Origin of the sequence: Salinibacterium sp. CAN_S4, assembly GCF_015752305.1 — a bacterium.
GTDB lineage: Bacteria > Actinomycetota > Actinomycetes > Actinomycetales > Microbacteriaceae > Rhodoglobus.
Window position 1 is genome coordinate 838,626 of sequence record NZ_JADOVB010000001.1, and the last position, 15,120, is coordinate 853,745.

The 15,120-nt window shown below is 65.5% G+C and carries 15 protein-coding genes; 5 read left to right on the forward strand and 10 right to left on the reverse strand.

What is annotated here, in order from left to right; all coding sequences use genetic code 11:
• Positions 1 to 2: 2 nt before the first annotated feature.
• Both dnaJ and hrcA read right to left on the reverse strand, forming a co-directional pair.
• On the reverse strand, positions 3 to 1,115 hold the full coding sequence (gene dnaJ / locus IWX81_RS04195) for a molecular chaperone DnaJ (protein WP_199279970.1): 1,113 nt from the start codon (positions 1,113 to 1,115) through the stop codon (positions 3 to 5).
• Between the two features lie 17 nt (positions 1,116 to 1,132).
• A complete protein-coding gene (hrcA, locus tag IWX81_RS04200; RefSeq protein WP_199279971.1) occupies positions 1,133 to 2,155 on the reverse strand; it encodes a heat-inducible transcriptional repressor HrcA in 1,023 nt (340 codons plus the stop codon).
• 211 nt (positions 2,156 to 2,366) lie between these two features.
• Here hrcA and IWX81_RS04205 point away from each other — a divergent pair, with 211 nt between their 5' ends.
• Positions 2,367 to 2,753 carry a DUF4870 domain-containing protein gene (locus tag IWX81_RS04205; protein WP_199279972.1) on the forward strand — a complete coding sequence of 129 codons (387 nt, stop codon included), beginning with the start codon at positions 2,367 to 2,369 and terminating at the stop codon, positions 2,751 to 2,753.
• 91 nt (positions 2,754 to 2,844) lie between these two features.
• On the forward strand, positions 2,845 to 3,216 hold the full coding sequence (locus IWX81_RS04210) for a DUF4870 domain-containing protein (protein ID WP_199279973.1): 372 nt from the start codon (positions 2,845 to 2,847) through the stop codon (positions 3,214 to 3,216).
• Here the strand turns inward: IWX81_RS04210 and hemW are convergent.
• The 3 genes from hemW to lepA form a co-directional block, all read right to left on the reverse strand.
• Positions 3,213 to 4,448: a radical SAM family heme chaperone HemW gene (gene hemW / locus IWX81_RS04215; protein ID WP_199279974.1), complete on the reverse strand. Its 1,236-nt coding sequence runs from the start codon at positions 4,446 to 4,448 to the stop codon at positions 3,213 to 3,215. The genes IWX81_RS04210 and hemW overlap by 4 nt on opposite strands.
• A gap of 88 nt (positions 4,449 to 4,536) precedes the next feature.
• Positions 4,537 to 5,052, reverse strand: coding sequence for a DUF1990 family protein (locus IWX81_RS04220; RefSeq protein WP_334592992.1), 516 nt, complete (start codon positions 5,050 to 5,052; stop codon positions 4,537 to 4,539).
• 27 nt (positions 5,053 to 5,079) lie between these two features.
• Positions 5,080 to 6,933 (reverse strand): translation elongation factor 4, encoded by a 1,854-nt coding sequence (gene lepA / locus IWX81_RS04225; RefSeq protein ID WP_199279975.1) that lies wholly within the window; start codon positions 6,931 to 6,933, stop codon positions 5,080 to 5,082.
• A 227-nt stretch (positions 6,934 to 7,160) separates the two neighbouring features.
• On the opposite strand from lepA, the gene IWX81_RS04230 reads away from it, so the two are divergent.
• Positions 7,161 to 8,207: an LPXTG cell wall anchor domain-containing protein gene (locus tag IWX81_RS04230; RefSeq protein ID WP_199279976.1), complete on the forward strand. Its 1,047-nt coding sequence runs from the start codon at positions 7,161 to 7,163 to the stop codon at positions 8,205 to 8,207.
• A gap of 66 nt (positions 8,208 to 8,273) precedes the next feature.
• Here IWX81_RS04230 and IWX81_RS04235 read toward each other — a convergent pair whose 3' ends face one another.
• Positions 8,274 to 8,573 (reverse strand): hypothetical protein, encoded by a 300-nt coding sequence (locus IWX81_RS04235; RefSeq protein ID WP_199279977.1) that lies wholly within the window; start codon positions 8,571 to 8,573, stop codon positions 8,274 to 8,276.
• Positions 8,574 to 8,613: 40 nt separating this feature from the next.
• Positions 8,614 to 9,765, reverse strand: a complete 1,152-nt coding sequence (locus tag IWX81_RS04240; protein ID WP_199279978.1) for a pyridoxal phosphate-dependent aminotransferase — start codon at positions 9,763 to 9,765, stop codon at positions 8,614 to 8,616.
• Between the two features lie 25 nt (positions 9,766 to 9,790).
• On the opposite strand from IWX81_RS04240, the gene IWX81_RS04245 reads away from it, so the two are divergent.
• Positions 9,791 to 10,498 (forward strand): alpha/beta fold hydrolase, encoded by a 708-nt coding sequence (locus IWX81_RS04245; protein ID WP_199279979.1) that lies wholly within the window; start codon positions 9,791 to 9,793, stop codon positions 10,496 to 10,498.
• 211 nt (positions 10,499 to 10,709) lie between these two features.
• The gene (gene rpsT / locus IWX81_RS04250) at positions 10,710 to 10,970 is read left to right on the forward strand and encodes a 30S ribosomal protein S20 (protein WP_097060766.1); all 261 of its coding nucleotides are present in this window, start codon (positions 10,710 to 10,712) and stop codon (positions 10,968 to 10,970) included.
• A 233-nt stretch (positions 10,971 to 11,203) separates the two neighbouring features.
• Here the strand turns inward: rpsT and holA are convergent, their stop codons facing one another.
• From holA to IWX81_RS04265, 3 genes are read right to left on the reverse strand one after another with little or no spacing between them, the layout of a single operon-like run.
• On the reverse strand, positions 11,204 to 12,202 hold the full coding sequence (gene holA / locus IWX81_RS04255; RefSeq protein WP_199279980.1) for a DNA polymerase III subunit delta: 999 nt from the start codon (positions 12,200 to 12,202) through the stop codon (positions 11,204 to 11,206).
• 40 nt (positions 12,203 to 12,242) lie between these two features.
• Positions 12,243 to 14,498 (reverse strand): ComEC/Rec2 family competence protein, encoded by a 2,256-nt coding sequence (locus IWX81_RS04260; RefSeq protein WP_199279981.1) that lies wholly within the window; start codon positions 14,496 to 14,498, stop codon positions 12,243 to 12,245.
• A complete protein-coding gene (locus tag IWX81_RS04265) occupies positions 14,495 to 15,112 on the reverse strand; it encodes a helix-hairpin-helix domain-containing protein (protein ID WP_199279982.1) in 618 nt (205 codons plus the stop codon). Before IWX81_RS04265 ends, IWX81_RS04260 begins: the two co-directional genes overlap by 4 nt.
• Positions 15,113 to 15,120 lie beyond the last annotated feature (8 nt).

Genomic DNA, 15,120 nt, shown 5'->3' on the forward strand with positions numbered 1-15,120 from the left:
GGTTACAGGTTCAGGAACCGATCGCGCAGCTTCGTGAACAGTCCCTGCTGGAAGTGCGCGAAGTGCGGCGGCGTGGCCTTGCGGGCTCCGGCCAGCTGCTTGATGAGCTCCTGCTCCTTATGGTTGAGCTTCGTCGGGGTCATGACCTGCACGCCGATCTTCAGGTCACCGCGGCCCGCTCCGCGAAGGTGGGTGATGCCGCGATCGCGGATCGTGATGACCTCCGCGCTCTGGATACCCGGCTTGATCTCGATCGAGATGTCGCCGTCGAGCCCCTTCACGGTCGTGCGCGTGCCGAGGATCGCGTCGGTCATGGCGACCTCGACCGTCGCGAGCAGGTCGTCGCCGTTGCGGCTGAACGTTTCATGGTGGCGCACCTTGATCTCGAGGAACAGGTCGCCGTTCGGTCCGCCCGCGGGCCCGACCTCTCCCTGCTCCGGCATCTGCAGGCGCAGTCCGGTCTCGACGCCGGCCGGGATGTCGACCGGGATGGTGCGCGATGCACGTACGCGACCCTGCCCGGCGCACGTCGCGCACGGGTTCAGGATGATCGAACCGTAGCCGCGGCAGGTTCCGCACGGGTTCGACGTCATGACGTTGCCCAGCAGGCTGCGCATCGTGCGCTGGATCTGGCCTGAACCGTGGCAGATGTCACACGTGACCGGAGAGGTTCCCGGTGCCGTGCACGAACCGTGGCAGGTCTCGCACAGCACAGCTGTGTTGACCTCGAGGTCGCGCTTGGTGCCGAAGATGACCTCGTCGAGGTCCACCTCGACACGAACGAGCGCATCCTGCCCGCGTTCGCTGCGTGATCGCGGTCCCGTCGAGCGGCCGCCACCCCCGCCGCCGCCGAAGAACGTCTCGAAGATGTCGCCGAATCCGAAATTGGCACCGCCGGCGCCGAATCCCGCCTGCGGGCCCATGTCGTACTGCTGGCGCTGCTGCGCATCGCTCAGCACGTCGTAGGCGTGCGTGACCGACTTGAAGCGTTCCGAGGCATCAGCGCTCGGGTTCACGTCGGGGTGAAGTTCGCGCGCCAAACGGCGGTAGGCCTTCTTGATTTCTTCTGGAGTGGCACTGCGTTCTACGCCGAGTACCTCGTAATGGTCTGCCAAGAGTCGATATTCCTCAGTTATTCCGTGCCGAGAAGCCGCGAGAGATAGCGGGCGACTGCTCGCACCGCGGCCATGTTGTTCGAATAGTCCATGCGCGTCGGGCCCAACACCCCGAGTCGCGCCACACTTCCCCCCGACGACGAATATCCGCTGGTCACAACGGATGTCTCGCCGAGGCCGTATCCCGCATTCTCGCGGCCGATCCTCGCGAGCACCCCGCCGGGCTGGATCTCCATTTCACCGAAGAGCCTGAGCAGGGTCACCTGCTCTTCGATCGCTTCGAGCACCGGGAAGATGCTTCCGCTGAAATCGTCCTCGGTGCGGGCGAGGTTCGCCGTACCGGCCATGATCAGCCGGTCCTGCTTATTGGCGAGCACCTGCTCAGACAGGCTCGCCACGATCTGCTGCACCACGGGGTGTCGCTCCGGTGCGAAACCGTCCACGAACGTGGCCAGTTTTGCGGCGGCATCCTGCAGTCCGAGCCCACCGAGCGAGGCGTTCAGTTTCGCGCGGAGTTCGCCGATGAGCACGTCGTCGATGGGTGACGCGACATCGAGCACGCGCTGCTCCACGTGACCGGAGTCCGTGATGAACACCGTCATCAACCGCGTTTCCGCGAGTGGGACGAGTTCCACATGCCGGACACGGGCCGTGGACAACGATGGGTATTGGACGAGTGCGACCTGGTGGGTGAGCTGGGAGAGCAGCCTGACGGTACGCGCAAGCACGTCATCGAGGTCGACGGACTGGCCGAGGAAGGCCTCGATCGCACCACGCTGAGCGACGGTCAGCGGCCGGAGATCAGCGAGCTGGTCGACGAAGACACGGTAGCCCTTATCCGTCGGCACCCGGCCGGACGACGTGTGCGGGGCTGTAATCAGTTCCTCGTCTTCGAGGAGCGCCATGTCGTTGCGGATGGTGGCGGCCGAGACACCGAAGGAGTGTCGCTCGACTATCGATTTGGAGCCGACGGGCTCCCGGGAGGCGACGTAATCCTGCACGATGACACGCAGGACTTCGAGTCCACGATCTGAAACCATGCCCCGTCCGCCTCTCGCCATTGGCACTCCACCATGTGGACTGCCAATTGTACCGTGACACACCGCGCAACGATCGTTGCACGCGCTGCGCGGTAGGCACTACCTTGTTCCCTGTGCTGAGACAGAGCGACGATTCCTAGCTCAGCCGCACCGTTCTCCCAGCACCGACCCAGGCACCACGCCGAACGTCACCCTCGAAAGGCACATCACCATGACCGATTCCCACCAGCAGGCAGCACCGTCAGCTCCCCTTACCGAGACCGAAGACCGCCAGTGGGCGTCGTTCGCTCACCTCGGCGGCATCATCGGATTCCTCCCGTCCCTCATCATCTGGCTCGTTTTCAAGGATCGCGGATCGTTCACGAACACCGAGGCAAAGGAGGCCCTGAACTTCCAGATCACACTTGCGATCGGCCAGGTCGCGGTTCAGATTCTCGCTGCGGTGCTCGCCGTGATCACTTTCGGTATCGGCTTCCTCCTCAGTGGGTTGTCGTGGGTGATCATCATCATCTCGGTCATCTTCTCCATCATGGGCTTCCTCAAGGCGAAGGACGGCATCGCGTACCGTTACCCGTTCGCGCTGCGCCTCATCAAGTAATCCCGCCCGACATCGGGCCCGTGAGCACGTGCTCGCGGGCCCGTTGTCGTTAAGCGGCGACTATCGCCGCCCCTGCTGCTTTAATGGGGCCATGTCAGATTCCACGCCTCCCACCAGCCCGTATGCAACAGTTCAGCCGTTGAGCCCGAGCGACGAGAAACTCTGGGCGACGCTGATCCACGTCGGCGGGATCATCCTCTCGTTCCTGCCCGCCCTGATCGGATACATCGTGCTGAAGGATCGCGGCCCGTTCATCCGCGCCCACTCCGCCACCGCCCTGAACTTCCAGATCACGCTGATGATCGCGTACATCGCGGGAACCATCACGTCCCTCATCGGGATCGGACTGCTCATCCTGCTCGCAGCCTGGGTGCTGTCCATCGTGTTCGGCATCATGGCCGCGATCGCTGCGAATAACGGGCAGGCCTACCAGTACCCGCTCGCGATCAAGTTTGTAAGCTAGGGCGTCGGGTCGTCGAGCAGTCGTCGCACGACCGCATCCGCGAGCAACCTGCCGCGCATCGTCAGCTCGACGCGGCCGCTGAGGGCCGCGCGCGCATCCACCAGTTCATCGGCGATGAGCCCGGCCACGGCGGTGCGGCCGGCGGCGTCGAGCCGGGCGACTGGCAGGCCGTCCCGCACCCTGGTCTGGAGCAGCACGGCTTCGACCCTGCGCGTCTCGTCGTCGAGAGTCTCCCTGCCCGCAGCGGGTGACGCTCCCACAGCCATGCGATCGGCGTACGCCGCGGGATGCTTGACATTCCACCAGCGCACCCCGCCGACATGGCTGTGTGCTCCCGGCCCGACGCCCCACCAGTCGTGGCCGACCCAGTATCCGAGGTTGTGTGCCGACCGGAAGCCGTCAGCCCTGGCCCAGTTCGATACCTCGTACCACTGGAATCCAGCCGCGGAGAATCGTGACTCGGCGAGCTCGTACATGTCGGCCTGCAGGTCGTCATCGGGCATTTCGACCTGCCCCCGACGAATCTGGCCGGCGAGTTTCGTGCCGTCTTCGATGATCAGCGCATAAGCCGAAATGTGGTCGGGATGCTGCGCGAGCGCCTGCGAGACAGACGCCTCCCAATCAGCGAGAGACTCCCCCGGCGTGCCGTAGATCAGGTCGAGGCTGACCTGCAGCCCGGCCTCCCGAGCCCACTGGACGACGAGCGGAATCCGCTCGGGATCGTGAGTGCGTTCGAGGGTGGCGAGCACGTGGGGCACGGCGGACTGCATCCCGAACGAAACTCTCGTGAATCCTGCGGCGCGGAGCGCGAACAGGTAGTCACGGTCGACGGAGTCCGGATTCGCTTCGGTCGTCACCTCTGCACCCTCGGCGAGCCCCCAGGTGTCGACCACGGCGGCAAGCATGTCGGCGAGATCGGTGACGGGAAGGATGGTCGGGGTCCCTCCCCCGAAGAACACCGTGGATGCCGGCCGTTCCGGCACCGTCGAGGTGCGCAGCACGCCCTGTGCCAGCGCGATCTCCGCGATCGCCTGGCTCGCGAAGTCGCCACGCTTCGCTCCGCGGAGTTCGTCGCTCGTATAGGTGTTGAAGTCGCAGTACCCGCAGCGCACCCGGCAGAAGGGCACGTGCAGGTAGACCCCGAAGTTGCGCGAGGAAGCGCCAATGCTCACGCTCGCCGGCAGCAGTCCGTCCAGCGGAGCGGGGTCGGCGATCGGCAGGGCGCTAGGCATGCCGACGGTTCCGGGTCATCCGTCAATTCTCGCAGGTGACGGGTTGCGCCATCACCATGCCGGCAAGGGAACAGCTCTCCCGACCCGGTCAGGCGAGCGAGCGGAGATACCGGCGGGTGTAGAACTCCTGCGTCAGGCGCAACACGGGCGAGACGAGCCACCAGAAGCGGTTCGCCGGGCGCGAGAACGCGCGGATGTCGATCCACACCGAGTCATCGTCGCGGTGTTCGACGATGAACGCTTCTTCACCATTCTCCGGATGCCCCGGCAGGGTGCCGTACGCGAAACCGACCCTGCGCGGCTCCCGTACGACGAACACGACCCTGGCAGCCGCGGGCACCCTGAATGGACCGAACGGAATGAGGAGTGTGACGGTGCTGCCCTCGGTCACGACCTGCGAACCCCGGATGCCGAAGCCGCTGCCCCGCTGCACGCCCCACTCGAGCACCGCTTTGGACGCCGCGGCGAAGTGGGCGGAACCGGTGCCGATCCGGGCGGTCCGCTCGATCCCGCGGTACCCATCGGGAGGCGAGGATGCCGCGAACGGATCAGCCGTAGCGCCCACCGCACGGTAGGTCAGTTCGAGGTCGTCGAGTGAGCTCACCTGAGCCAGCGTATCCGCGAAACAGCGCTACTTCTTGTCCTTCTTCTCGGTGTCCCCGGTGAGCGCTGCGACGAACGCCTCCTGCGGAACCTCGACGCGACCCACCATCTTCATACGCTTTTTGCCCTCCTTCTGCTTCTCGAGGAGTTTGCGCTTACGGGTGATGTCACCTCCGTAGCACTTGGCGAGCACGTCTTTACGGATCGCACTGATCGACTCACGCGCGATGATGCGCGCGCCGATCGCGGCCTGGATCGGCACCTCGAACTGCTGGCGAGGAATCAGTTTCTTCAGGCGCTCCGTCATGAGCACGCCATAGGCATAGGCCTTGTCGCGATGCACGATGGCGCTGAAAGCATCGACGGCCTCGCCCTGGAGCAGGATGTCGACCTTCACCAGGTCGGCCTCGGCCTCACCGGATGGCTCGTAATCCAGGCTCGCGTAGCCCGCGGTTTTGCTCTTCAGCTGGTCGAAGAAGTCGAAGACGATCTCGCCGAGCGGGATCGTGTATTTGATCTCGACCCGGTCTTCGCCGAGGTAATCCATGCCGATGAGGGTGCCGCGCCGGGACTGGCACAATTCCATGATCGTGCCGACGTAATCCTTGGGGGCGAGGATGGCGGCCCGCACCATCGGCTCGCTGACGTGTGCGATCTTCGTGCCCGAGGGAAACTCGCTCGGGTTGGTGACGGTGAACTGCTTCTTGTCTTCTGTCATCACCTCGTACGTCACGCTCGGAGCCGTGGAGATGAGGTCGAGGCCGAACTCGCGCTCGAGGCGCTCGGTGACGATCTCGAGGTGCAGCAGTCCGAGGAATCCGCAGCGGAACCCGAATCCGAGTGCCACAGAGGTCTCCGGTTCGTAGTTGAGGGAGGCGTCGGAGAGCTTCAGCTTGTCAAGCGCTTCACGCAACACCGGATAGTCGCTGCCGTCGATCGGGTACAGCCCCGAGAACACCATCGGCTTTGGGTCCGTGTAGCCCGCGAGCGCCGTCGTCGAGGGACGCTGGGCGTTCGTGACGGTGTCGCCGACCTTCGACTGGCGCACATCCTTCACGCCCGTGATCAGGTAGCCGACCTCGCCGACGCCGAGCCCCTTGGTGGGAGTCGGTTCCGGGCTGGACACACCGATCTCGAGCAACTCGTGCACAGCTCGCGTCGACATCATCTGGATGCGCTCGCGCGGGCTCAGGTGCCCGTCGATCATGCGCACATAGGTGATGACACCACGGTAGGAGTCGTAGACGGAGTCGAAGATCATCGCCCGGCTCGGAGCGTTCGGGTCACCCTTCGGCGCCGGAATAAGCTCGACGACGCGGTCGAGCAGTTGCTCGACACCCATGCCGGTCTTGCCACTCACCCGCAGTACGTCTTCGGGCTTGCCACCGATGAGGCTGGCCAGTTCCTTCGCGTACTTATCCGGGTCGGCCGCCGGCAGGTCGATCTTGTTGAGCACCGGGATGATCGTGAGGTCGTTATCGAGAGCCAGGTACAGGTTGGCGAGAGTTTGCGCCTCGATGCCCTGGGCGGCATCCACCAGCAGGATCGCGCCCTCGCAGGCGGCGAGGCTGCGGGATACCTCGTAGGTGAAGTCGACGTGACCGGGTGTGTCGATCATGTTGAGGGCGAACGACTGTCCCTCGAGCGCCCACGGCATGCGGACGGCCTGGCTCTTGATGGTGATGCCGCGCTCGCGCTCGATGTCCATGCGGTCGAGGTACTGCGCGCGCATGTCGCGATCCGAGACCACACCGGTGATGCCGAGCATCCGGTCTGCCAGCGTCGACTTGCCGTGGTCGATGTGGGCGATGATGCAGAAATTGCGGATGAACGCGGGGTCGGTGGAGGCCGGCTGTAATGCCGTGGTGGCTCTGGGACTCAACGCGTGCCTCTCGTAACGGCCCTGGCGACGCAGGGTCGAGCACCAAGTTTACGAGACGAGGACGGGTACGCCGAACCCGATGGGGTCACACACCCGGTTCATGCCTGCAGTAACTGCAACCACATCACGATTGTGAGTTTTTCGCAGGAAATTCGAGCTTGTGCTAGGAATTTCCTGAGAATTCGTTATGTTGATAATTGCACGACTTTTGCAGACATTAATCGGCCATGGAATGGAACACAGATATGAAGCTCAGATCAACTGGAGCCGCATTCGCAGGAGTGGCGCTTGTCGCCGGTTCGGTGCTACTGGGAGCTGCGCCCGCCAGCGCGGAGACCATCGTCACGACGGTCCCCACCCCTGTTCCGGCGGAAACGAGTCCGTATTCCGGTGGCTGGTTCGCTGGTGATGTCTCTGGAGGCAACGGCTCCGCCACCCAGTCTGCCGCGGGACTCGAGATCGTCGGGGGCGCTGCGGGCTACCAGTTGCTCAATGGAGATCCGGCTGTCGCCGGCACTGTCACCCTTGCAGCGGCGACCGGCCTGGGTGTCAGCACCACCGGAGGGGACGCGTTCTACCAGGTCTCGGTGTTCGGAGAGCCGACCTCCGATGGCGACAAGCAGTTCACCACCCTCCGCCCTGTCGTCGCTGGCGATCTGGCGGGCAACTGGGTCAACAGTCGCGCTATCGGTGCCACGCCGGCCGGCACCGAGGCCCCCCTGGACACCCACGTAGCGCTTCTCGACGCTGGGGAACCCGCCCAGGTCCTCGCCTACGGAGTGTTCGTGAACGCTGGCGAGACCGTCACAGTCCGCGCGATCGGCTGGAATGGCGATAACTTCCTGTTTGCCGCTGCTCCGACCGCAACGGCGACGCCATCCAGCGTTGCCGTGTCGGACACGACCACCGCGGTCACCATCATCGGCTCCGGTTTCGCGCCGGGTGAGACTGTGATCATCGGTGTGTCAGCACCGAGTTCAGGTGGCACTGAGGAGGTCGTGGCCGACGCCGACGGAAATGCCATCATCGCTTTCACCGGTGCGCCCGGAGAAATCGGCGACTACAGCTTCACGTTCTCCGATGTCAGCGCCCTGTTCCAGGCGACCACGACGTTCTCCGTCGTCGCTGACGCCGTCGTCACCCCAGCAGCGCCCACACTCCCCAATACCGGCGTCGACCCGTCGACTGCCACGATCGGGGCCGTTGTGCTCCTCGTGTCCGGCGCAGGATTCCTCCTGTACTCGATGCGACGCAAGGCTCTCGCCAAGGCCTAGCTAGAACCGACAACAGGGGCGTGGGGCCAGCTGGCCCCATGCCCCTGTTGTATGTGCTGGAGCGGGTCAGCTCCAGAGTGCCGCGAGCGCGATGAACGGGAATACGGCGAGCGCGATAGCGGCGCCGAACAGACTTCCCGCGAGTGTTACCGAGCTCGTGATGATGCCGGTGATGGCGAGGCCTCTGGTGACCTGTTCACGCCGCAGGGAGAGGATTCCCAGCACCAGTCCGGCTACAGCGAAAACGAACTGGAAACCGAGAGCGATAGACGCGATGCCGAAGACGATCGCGAGGATACCGAGAGCGCGGTCTGCGGACGTGGTGGCGGGTGTGTGGATCGAAGTGGTGGGGGCTGTCGTTGTCATACCCCAACGATAAGAATCGGCGCAGCGGCCCGGTATCCGGCTAACCCCCGGGTCTCGGGGAGGGCAACCGCCCGAGACCCTCCAGCAAAGTGTCGCGATCGGCCGCGAGGCTGACGCGGATCCAGCCCTCGCCCGACCGCCCGAACGCGCTGCCCGGAGCCACCGAGACCCGGTCCCTCATGAGGAAGGTCTCGGCCCAGCCGGCAACGTCCCCCTCCGAGGCGTGGCCCATGTCGATCCAGAGATAGAACGTGCCGCCCGGCTGCAGAAATGCGATTCCGCGCGAGTCGAGCAGTTCCGTCGCGGCCGCGAGGTTGGCCCGATAGTGCTCGCGAGCCTCCACAACGGCTTGCTGCGAGCCGCTGATCGCCGCGAGGGCCGCGAACTGGCCCGGCTCGCTCGCACAACTGATGGTCGCCTCCTGGACCGTGCGAAGGGTATGGGCGAGCCCGGGCGGGGTCACGAGATACCCGATCCTGGCGCCCGTCATCGCGTAGGTCTTCGACAGTGAGAATACGGAGAAGACCCTGTCATCCGAGTCAAGGCTCGCGATGCTGACATGGGGCTGGTCCCAGGTGAAGACCTCGTAGACCTCGTCGCTGATCACCCAGAGGTCGTGGCGCCTCGCGAAGTCCAGCAGCCGCTGCAGCAGCTCTCGCGGAAAGACCGTGCCGAGCGGGTTGGACGGCGAGTTCACGATGATGGCGCGGGACTGCGACGTGACGAGTCTTTCGAGGTCATCCACATCGGGCATGAAGCCGGCATCGGCGCGCAGCGGATACGGCACTGGCGTTGCTCCGAGCATATGGGCGTTCATGGTGAAGGTGGTGTAACCGGGATCGGGGAGCAGCACCTCGTCTCCCGGCGCCAGGGTGATCGCCATGGCCTGGTGCAGCCCCTGAGTCGCACCGACAGTGACCCACACCTGCTCAGTGTCGACGTGGACGTCGTTGTCGCGCGCGAGTTTGTCCACGATGGCCCGCCGCAGCGGTGCTATTCCCCCGTTGGCCGTGTAGTTGGTGGCGTCACGGTGCCACGCGCCGGCAGCGGCTTCGCCGATGTGCGGGGCGACCGCGACATCCGGCTCCCCCACAGCCAGCGAGATCACGTCATCCATCGTCAGCGCGATCTCGTGGATGCGACGGATGCCGCTACCGGGAACTGCAGCGATGTGGGCGGCGATCGAAGGCATGATCACAGGCTATTACTCTCGGACGATGACCTTCAGCGTTGTGCTCGTTCATGGACTGCGCACCTCGGCAACGATGTGGCGCGCCCAGGTCGAAGCGCTCGAAGCGGCCGGGCACGAGGCCATCGCCGTCGACCTCCCCGGGCACGGCTCGAGGATCGGAGGGCGCTTCACCCTCGACGGCGCTGTCGCCACGATCGCAGAGGCCGTGGACTCGGCTGCCCACCCCGTGATGCTGTGCGGATTCTCGCTCGGCGGGTACACCGCCATCCACTACGCGGGACGCGGCGCCCGGCCGATCGCCGGACTGCTCGCCGCGAGCTGCGGAACCCAGCCCCACCGGGTCGTCCTCGACTCCTGGCGGATTGCGGCGAAAGCGATCCACCGTCTGCCCGACCGCGGTCTCGTACTCAACAACTGGGCCGTGCGTGCAGCGGTGAAGGACCCGAGGCTCGCCGATGACGTACTGCGGGGCGGGGTGGCGCTGGAGGTGATGGATGATGCGCTCCGCGAGCTGAGGCAGCTGCATCCTGTCGCCTCGCTGCGACGCATCGACGTTCCCGTCACCCTCGTCAACGGAACGCTGGACCACTTCAGGCTTCAGGAACGTGCCTACCTTGCCGCAGCGCCCCGCGCAACGCTCGTGCACATCAGCGGCGCCACCCACATGGTGTCGGTGACCCGGTCAGCGGAATTCACTCGGGCGCTGTTCGAGGCTCTGACGCAATTGCCATAGCTCCACCGCGCTCGCAAGCTCGTTCGGCGCTGGGGTCGCACAATTGCTGGCGCAATTGCCATAGCTCCACCGCGCTGGTATTGTTGCTATTTGGCTTGCGCGTGGTTTTTGATCATGCGAATGCAGCCGGGATCGAGCAGGATCGGTCGTCTCAGGACAACGATTCCCTCGGCTGCCCATAATCACTCAACGAACGAGAAGGTACAACAACGTGGCAAACATCAAGTCGCAGATCAAGCGAATCCTGACCAACAAGAAGTCGCAGGACCGCAACCGCGCCGTCAAGAGCGAGGTCAAGACCGCCGTCCGCGCCGCCCGCACCGCGATCGCCACGGGCGACAAAGCCGCAGCTGCAGCGTCGCTCGTCGTCGCTGGCAAGAAGCTCGACAAGGCTGCCGCCAAGGGCGTCATCCACAAGAACCAGGCTGCGAACCGCAAGTCGGCCATCGCCAAGCAGGTTGCATCGCTGTAACCACCGTCTTCGACAGAATGCCCTCGCCTTACGGCGGGGGCATTCTGCGTTGAGGCCCGCGTGCCTCCCGCGCGGTTCATAACTCCTGCAGCACGCGCTCACTACGGCTGCGACTCCCGGAAACTCCTCGATCCGAACGCGTCGGACCGACACGTGCAGGAGTTACGAACACCGGAGTGTGACAACGCCAAGACGATTCGATCGGCAATCCAGATCCGGGTCGAGTCGAACCTCTAGTACCCGCGACCGGCGATGACGGTGACCATTCGCTCGAGAGCGAAGACCGGATCGCGACCGAGTCCTTTGATCTGCGCATCGGTCGACGCGATGGCCTCGATGCAGTGCCCGAGGCCCTCATCGTTCCAGCCCTGAAGGTCGCGACGGCCGCGGTCGATCTGCCACGGCGCGAGACCGAGCTTCGACGCGAGTTGGCCCGACGGGGCGTTCGTACCCGAGATCTTCGCCATCGTGCGGATCTTCGAGGCGAACGCCGCCACGATCGGAACGGGATCCGCCCCTGACGACAGGGCGTGGCGCAGCAGCACCAGCGCCTCACCCGTGCGCCCAGCAATGGCCGCGTCGGCTACCTTGAACGCATTGGTCTCCACCCGGCCGGAATAGTACCGCTCGACGGTGATCTCAGTGATCTCGTCGCTGTCGTCGGCGAGCAACTGCTGGCAGGCAGACGCGAGCTCAGCGAGGTCATCGGAGAACGCCGACACGAGGGAACGGAGCGCTCCCCCGGTCACGCGGCGACCGGCCGTCGCGAACTCTGAGGCTGCAAAATCCGTCTTTTCTGAGTCCTTCTTGAGCTCGAGGCACATGATCTCGATGCCGCCACCGGCGCCACCGCGGATCGCATCGAGCAGCTTCTTTCCGCGCACTCCCCCTGCATGGCGGAGCATGACGTACGTGTCGTCCGCGGGATGCGCCAGATACGCGATCGTCTCCGTGATGAACGCATCGGTGCACTTCTCAACGTTCACGACCCTGATCAGGCGAGGCTCGTTGAACAGCGACGGGCTCGCGAGAGTGATCAGCTCGCCCGGCGAGTACTGGTCGGCTTCGAGATCGTGGATCTCGAGACTCGGATCCTCGGCCTTCAGCAACTCGCGAAGCGCTCTGATGGCGCGATCCGCCAGAAAACCCTCCGTGCCGCTGACGAGAACGACCGGAGCGGGCCTGACCTTGTTGAAGGCGAGCTGAGGGATCACGACTTTGGAGGCTGCCACCGGCTAAGCCTATTGCGCGGGCCCGACACTTCAGTGCCGACTAACGTTCGCTCCACACGGCAACGGAGCCGGGCTTACTTCCCGGTGAGAGCAGGATGAGCCCGTGCAGGTCAGTGCGAAGCGCCGCAGTTCCTGTGCTCTCAAGGATGTCGAGCATCTTCTCAGTCGGATGCCCGTATCCGTTGTCTGCGCCGACACCGATCATCCCCACCAGCGCTGTGAGCCGCTCGTACATCCGTGTGCTCTGGTCGGCAGAGCCGTGGTGGCTCACCTTCACGACGTCGACCGGACGCACAGTATTCGCGGCGAGGACCCGATTCTGAGCTTCCTCGCCGAGGTCACCGAGGAACATCGAGCTGAGGCAGCCGGGGAAACACTCTCCCACCGGGTCGAACTCCACTGTCACACTGGCCGGATTGCCGGGCTCTATTCCCGACAGCCGTGCCGGTGGCCACAACACATGCCACCGCAGTTCGCCGAGCAGCCCGCTCGGACCTTTCGATACCTGCTGCACCTCGGCCCCTCCCGCCCTCAGGGCGGCTGCGATGCCGTCGTCGTCCGGCTCCCCGATGGGACCGATCATCGCGACATCGACTCGGCCGACCACGGCATCGACACCACCGATGTGGTCCAGGTCGTAGTGGGTGAGAACGAGCAGGTCGATGCGGTCGATGCCGAGGTCTTTCAGGCAGGCGGCGAGTGGGGCGGGGTCAGGACCCGTGTCGATGAGGGCAACCGCTCCCGCACTTCGGACGACGAATGCATCCCCCTGGCCGACGTCACACCCGGCCATCTGCCAGTCGTCGGGACGGCCCCATTGTTCGCCGATTCGCAGGCCGGTAACTGCCGCGAGGTACAGCACGGTCGCCACGACGATCGCCTTCTTCGACCATCGCCGCCACCGGCCCCGGCCAAGAACGGCGACGACGGCGCAGGCGCTCGCACAGACCAGCAGTGCCAACCCAGCCGCTCCTGGTGGCCACGGCAACTGTGCGCCGGGCGCCGCCGCACAGAAGGTCGCTACCGCGGCGATCCATGCCGACGGTACCCAGGCGAGCTGGCTCAGGATCGTGCCCAGCGGCGGCAGGATCACCAGCGCGACGCACGCGGCCAGGCCCACAACCGTGGCGATCGGTGCCGCGGGAGCAGCGAGAATGTTCGCGACGATTCCGTAGGTGGGCAGTGAGGCGTTGAGCAGCACGATCACGGGCTGGCACGCGAGTTGTGCGGCGAGCGGCACCGCGATGATCAGGGCCAGCCAGCGCGGCAGCCAGCGCCCCAGTACACCGGCGAGCGGGCCCGCGAGCAGAAGGAGCCCCGCGGTCGCGAGCACCGAGAGCACGAAGCCGAAGTTCCTGGCCAGCCAGGGATCCATCACCAGCAGCGCGAGCGTGGCGAGAGACAGGATCGGCAGCCCTCTCGCTGGCCGACCGCCCAGCAGTGCCAGCAGCACGAGCGTGGCCATCAGCGCGGCGCGCAGCACGCTCGGCTCGGGGGTGACGAGCACGACAAAGGCGAGCAACATCAGCATGGATGCCCCGATCCTGAGCCATCTCGGAAGCCCCAGTGCCCCGCCCGCGAGCATCACCAGCCCGATCACTATCGCGCAGTTCGCTCCCGATACCGCGGTCAGGTGGCTGAGCGAACTCGATCGCATCGAGTTGTCCAGCTCCGTGGACACCGCAGAGGTGTCGCCGATGGCAAGGCCGGGAAGCAGGTCTCCTCCGTTTCCCGGTAGTTGCTCAGTGGCCGCGAGGAACCCGCTGCGCAGCCCGTTCGCCCAGTCGAGGTACCACGGTGGCGATTCGATGACCACAGGAGCGTCATCGGGGAACAGGAGGAACGCACGATCATCCCCGGGTTCGGCTCGCACGACGGTGCCCTCGACGCCGATGACGGTTCCGATGCCGAGGCGGTTCGCGGGACCCTCACCGAACACGAGCACAGGAACGGAGACCGGCACCCCATCCGCGAACTCCAGCTGCACCTCGAAAGAGCCACGGCCCGGCCGCACGGTCTGGGTGGCCGTGGCGACCGCGTCGATCCGCTCATGGTGCGCAGCGGCATCCACCAGCACGGCGGGCGCGCGAGCTGGCGCCTGGAGTGCGACAGACGTGCAGCACAGTGCCATCGCCGCACACACAAGAGCCAGCTGAGGCCTGAGGAGGACCAGGCAGCCCGCGGCGACCCACGCCACCACGAGGGCGGGAACCGCCGCGCCGGGCCAGCCGATGATCACGCCGGCCGCCAGCCACCCCGCTGCCGCCGGGATAGCGAGCCTGAGGTCGACGCTCACACGGTGACCAGGTCGCGGAGACCCTCGAACGTCTTGTCGCCGACCCCTGTCACGTTCATCAGGTCTTCGATCGTCGTGAACCGGCCATTGGTTTCGCGGTAGGCGATGATGCGGGCCGCCATGGCCGGGCCGACTCTCGGCAGGGTATCGAGTGCCGCTTCGTCGGCGGTATTGATGTTCACCTTGCCCCCGGCAGCCGACCCGGGAACACCGGGGACTGCATCGGGTATCTCGCCGATGGCCGGAACCGCAATCTGCTCGCCATCGACGACGAACCGGGCCAGGTTCAACTGGCGCTGGTCTGCTGTGTCGAGAAATCCGCCAGCAGCCGCCACCGCATCGATCGCCCGGTCGCCTTCGGCCAGTTCGTACAACCCCGGGCGCTCGACCGCACCGAGGATGTGCACGAGGATCGTGCCGCCCGACCCCGATGCCGCTGCGCCTGGCTCCCCCGCGGCGCTCGTCGGTGGCGTCCTGACGACGTTCGCGGCCGTGCCGTGGTCTCCGAGCGCGGCAACGAGCACCGCGCAGGCGAGAGCAACCAGCAGAAGCACCACGACGGCGCCGACCCTGACGCGACGTCGCTGTCGCCGCGGGTCTGGAACGTCATCCACGCACGAAC

Bases quoted from the DNA above. Each gene is read 5' to 3' on its own strand.
- hrcA (WP_199279971.1), bottom strand. From the start codon at position 2,155: ATGGTTTCAGATCGTGGACTCGAAGTCCTGCGTGTCATCGTGCAGGAT.
- IWX81_RS04205 (WP_199279972.1), top strand. From the start codon at position 2,367: ATGACCGATTCCCACCAGCAGGCAGCACCGTCAGCTCCCCTTACCGAG.
- IWX81_RS04210 (WP_199279973.1), top strand. From the start codon at position 2,845: ATGTCAGATTCCACGCCTCCCACCAGCCCGTATGCAACAGTTCAGCCG.
- hemW (WP_199279974.1), bottom strand. From the start codon at position 4,448: ATGCCTAGCGCCCTGCCGATCGCCGACCCCGCTCCGCTGGACGGACTG.
- IWX81_RS04230 (WP_199279976.1), top strand. From the start codon at position 7,161: ATGGAATGGAACACAGATATGAAGCTCAGATCAACTGGAGCCGCATTC.
- IWX81_RS04235 (WP_199279977.1), bottom strand. From the start codon at position 8,573: ATGACAACGACAGCCCCCACCACTTCGATCCACACACCCGCCACCACG.
- IWX81_RS04240 (WP_199279978.1), bottom strand. From the start codon at position 9,765: ATGCCTTCGATCGCCGCCCACATCGCTGCAGTTCCCGGTAGCGGCATC.
- IWX81_RS04245 (WP_199279979.1), top strand. From the start codon at position 9,791: ATGACCTTCAGCGTTGTGCTCGTTCATGGACTGCGCACCTCGGCAACG.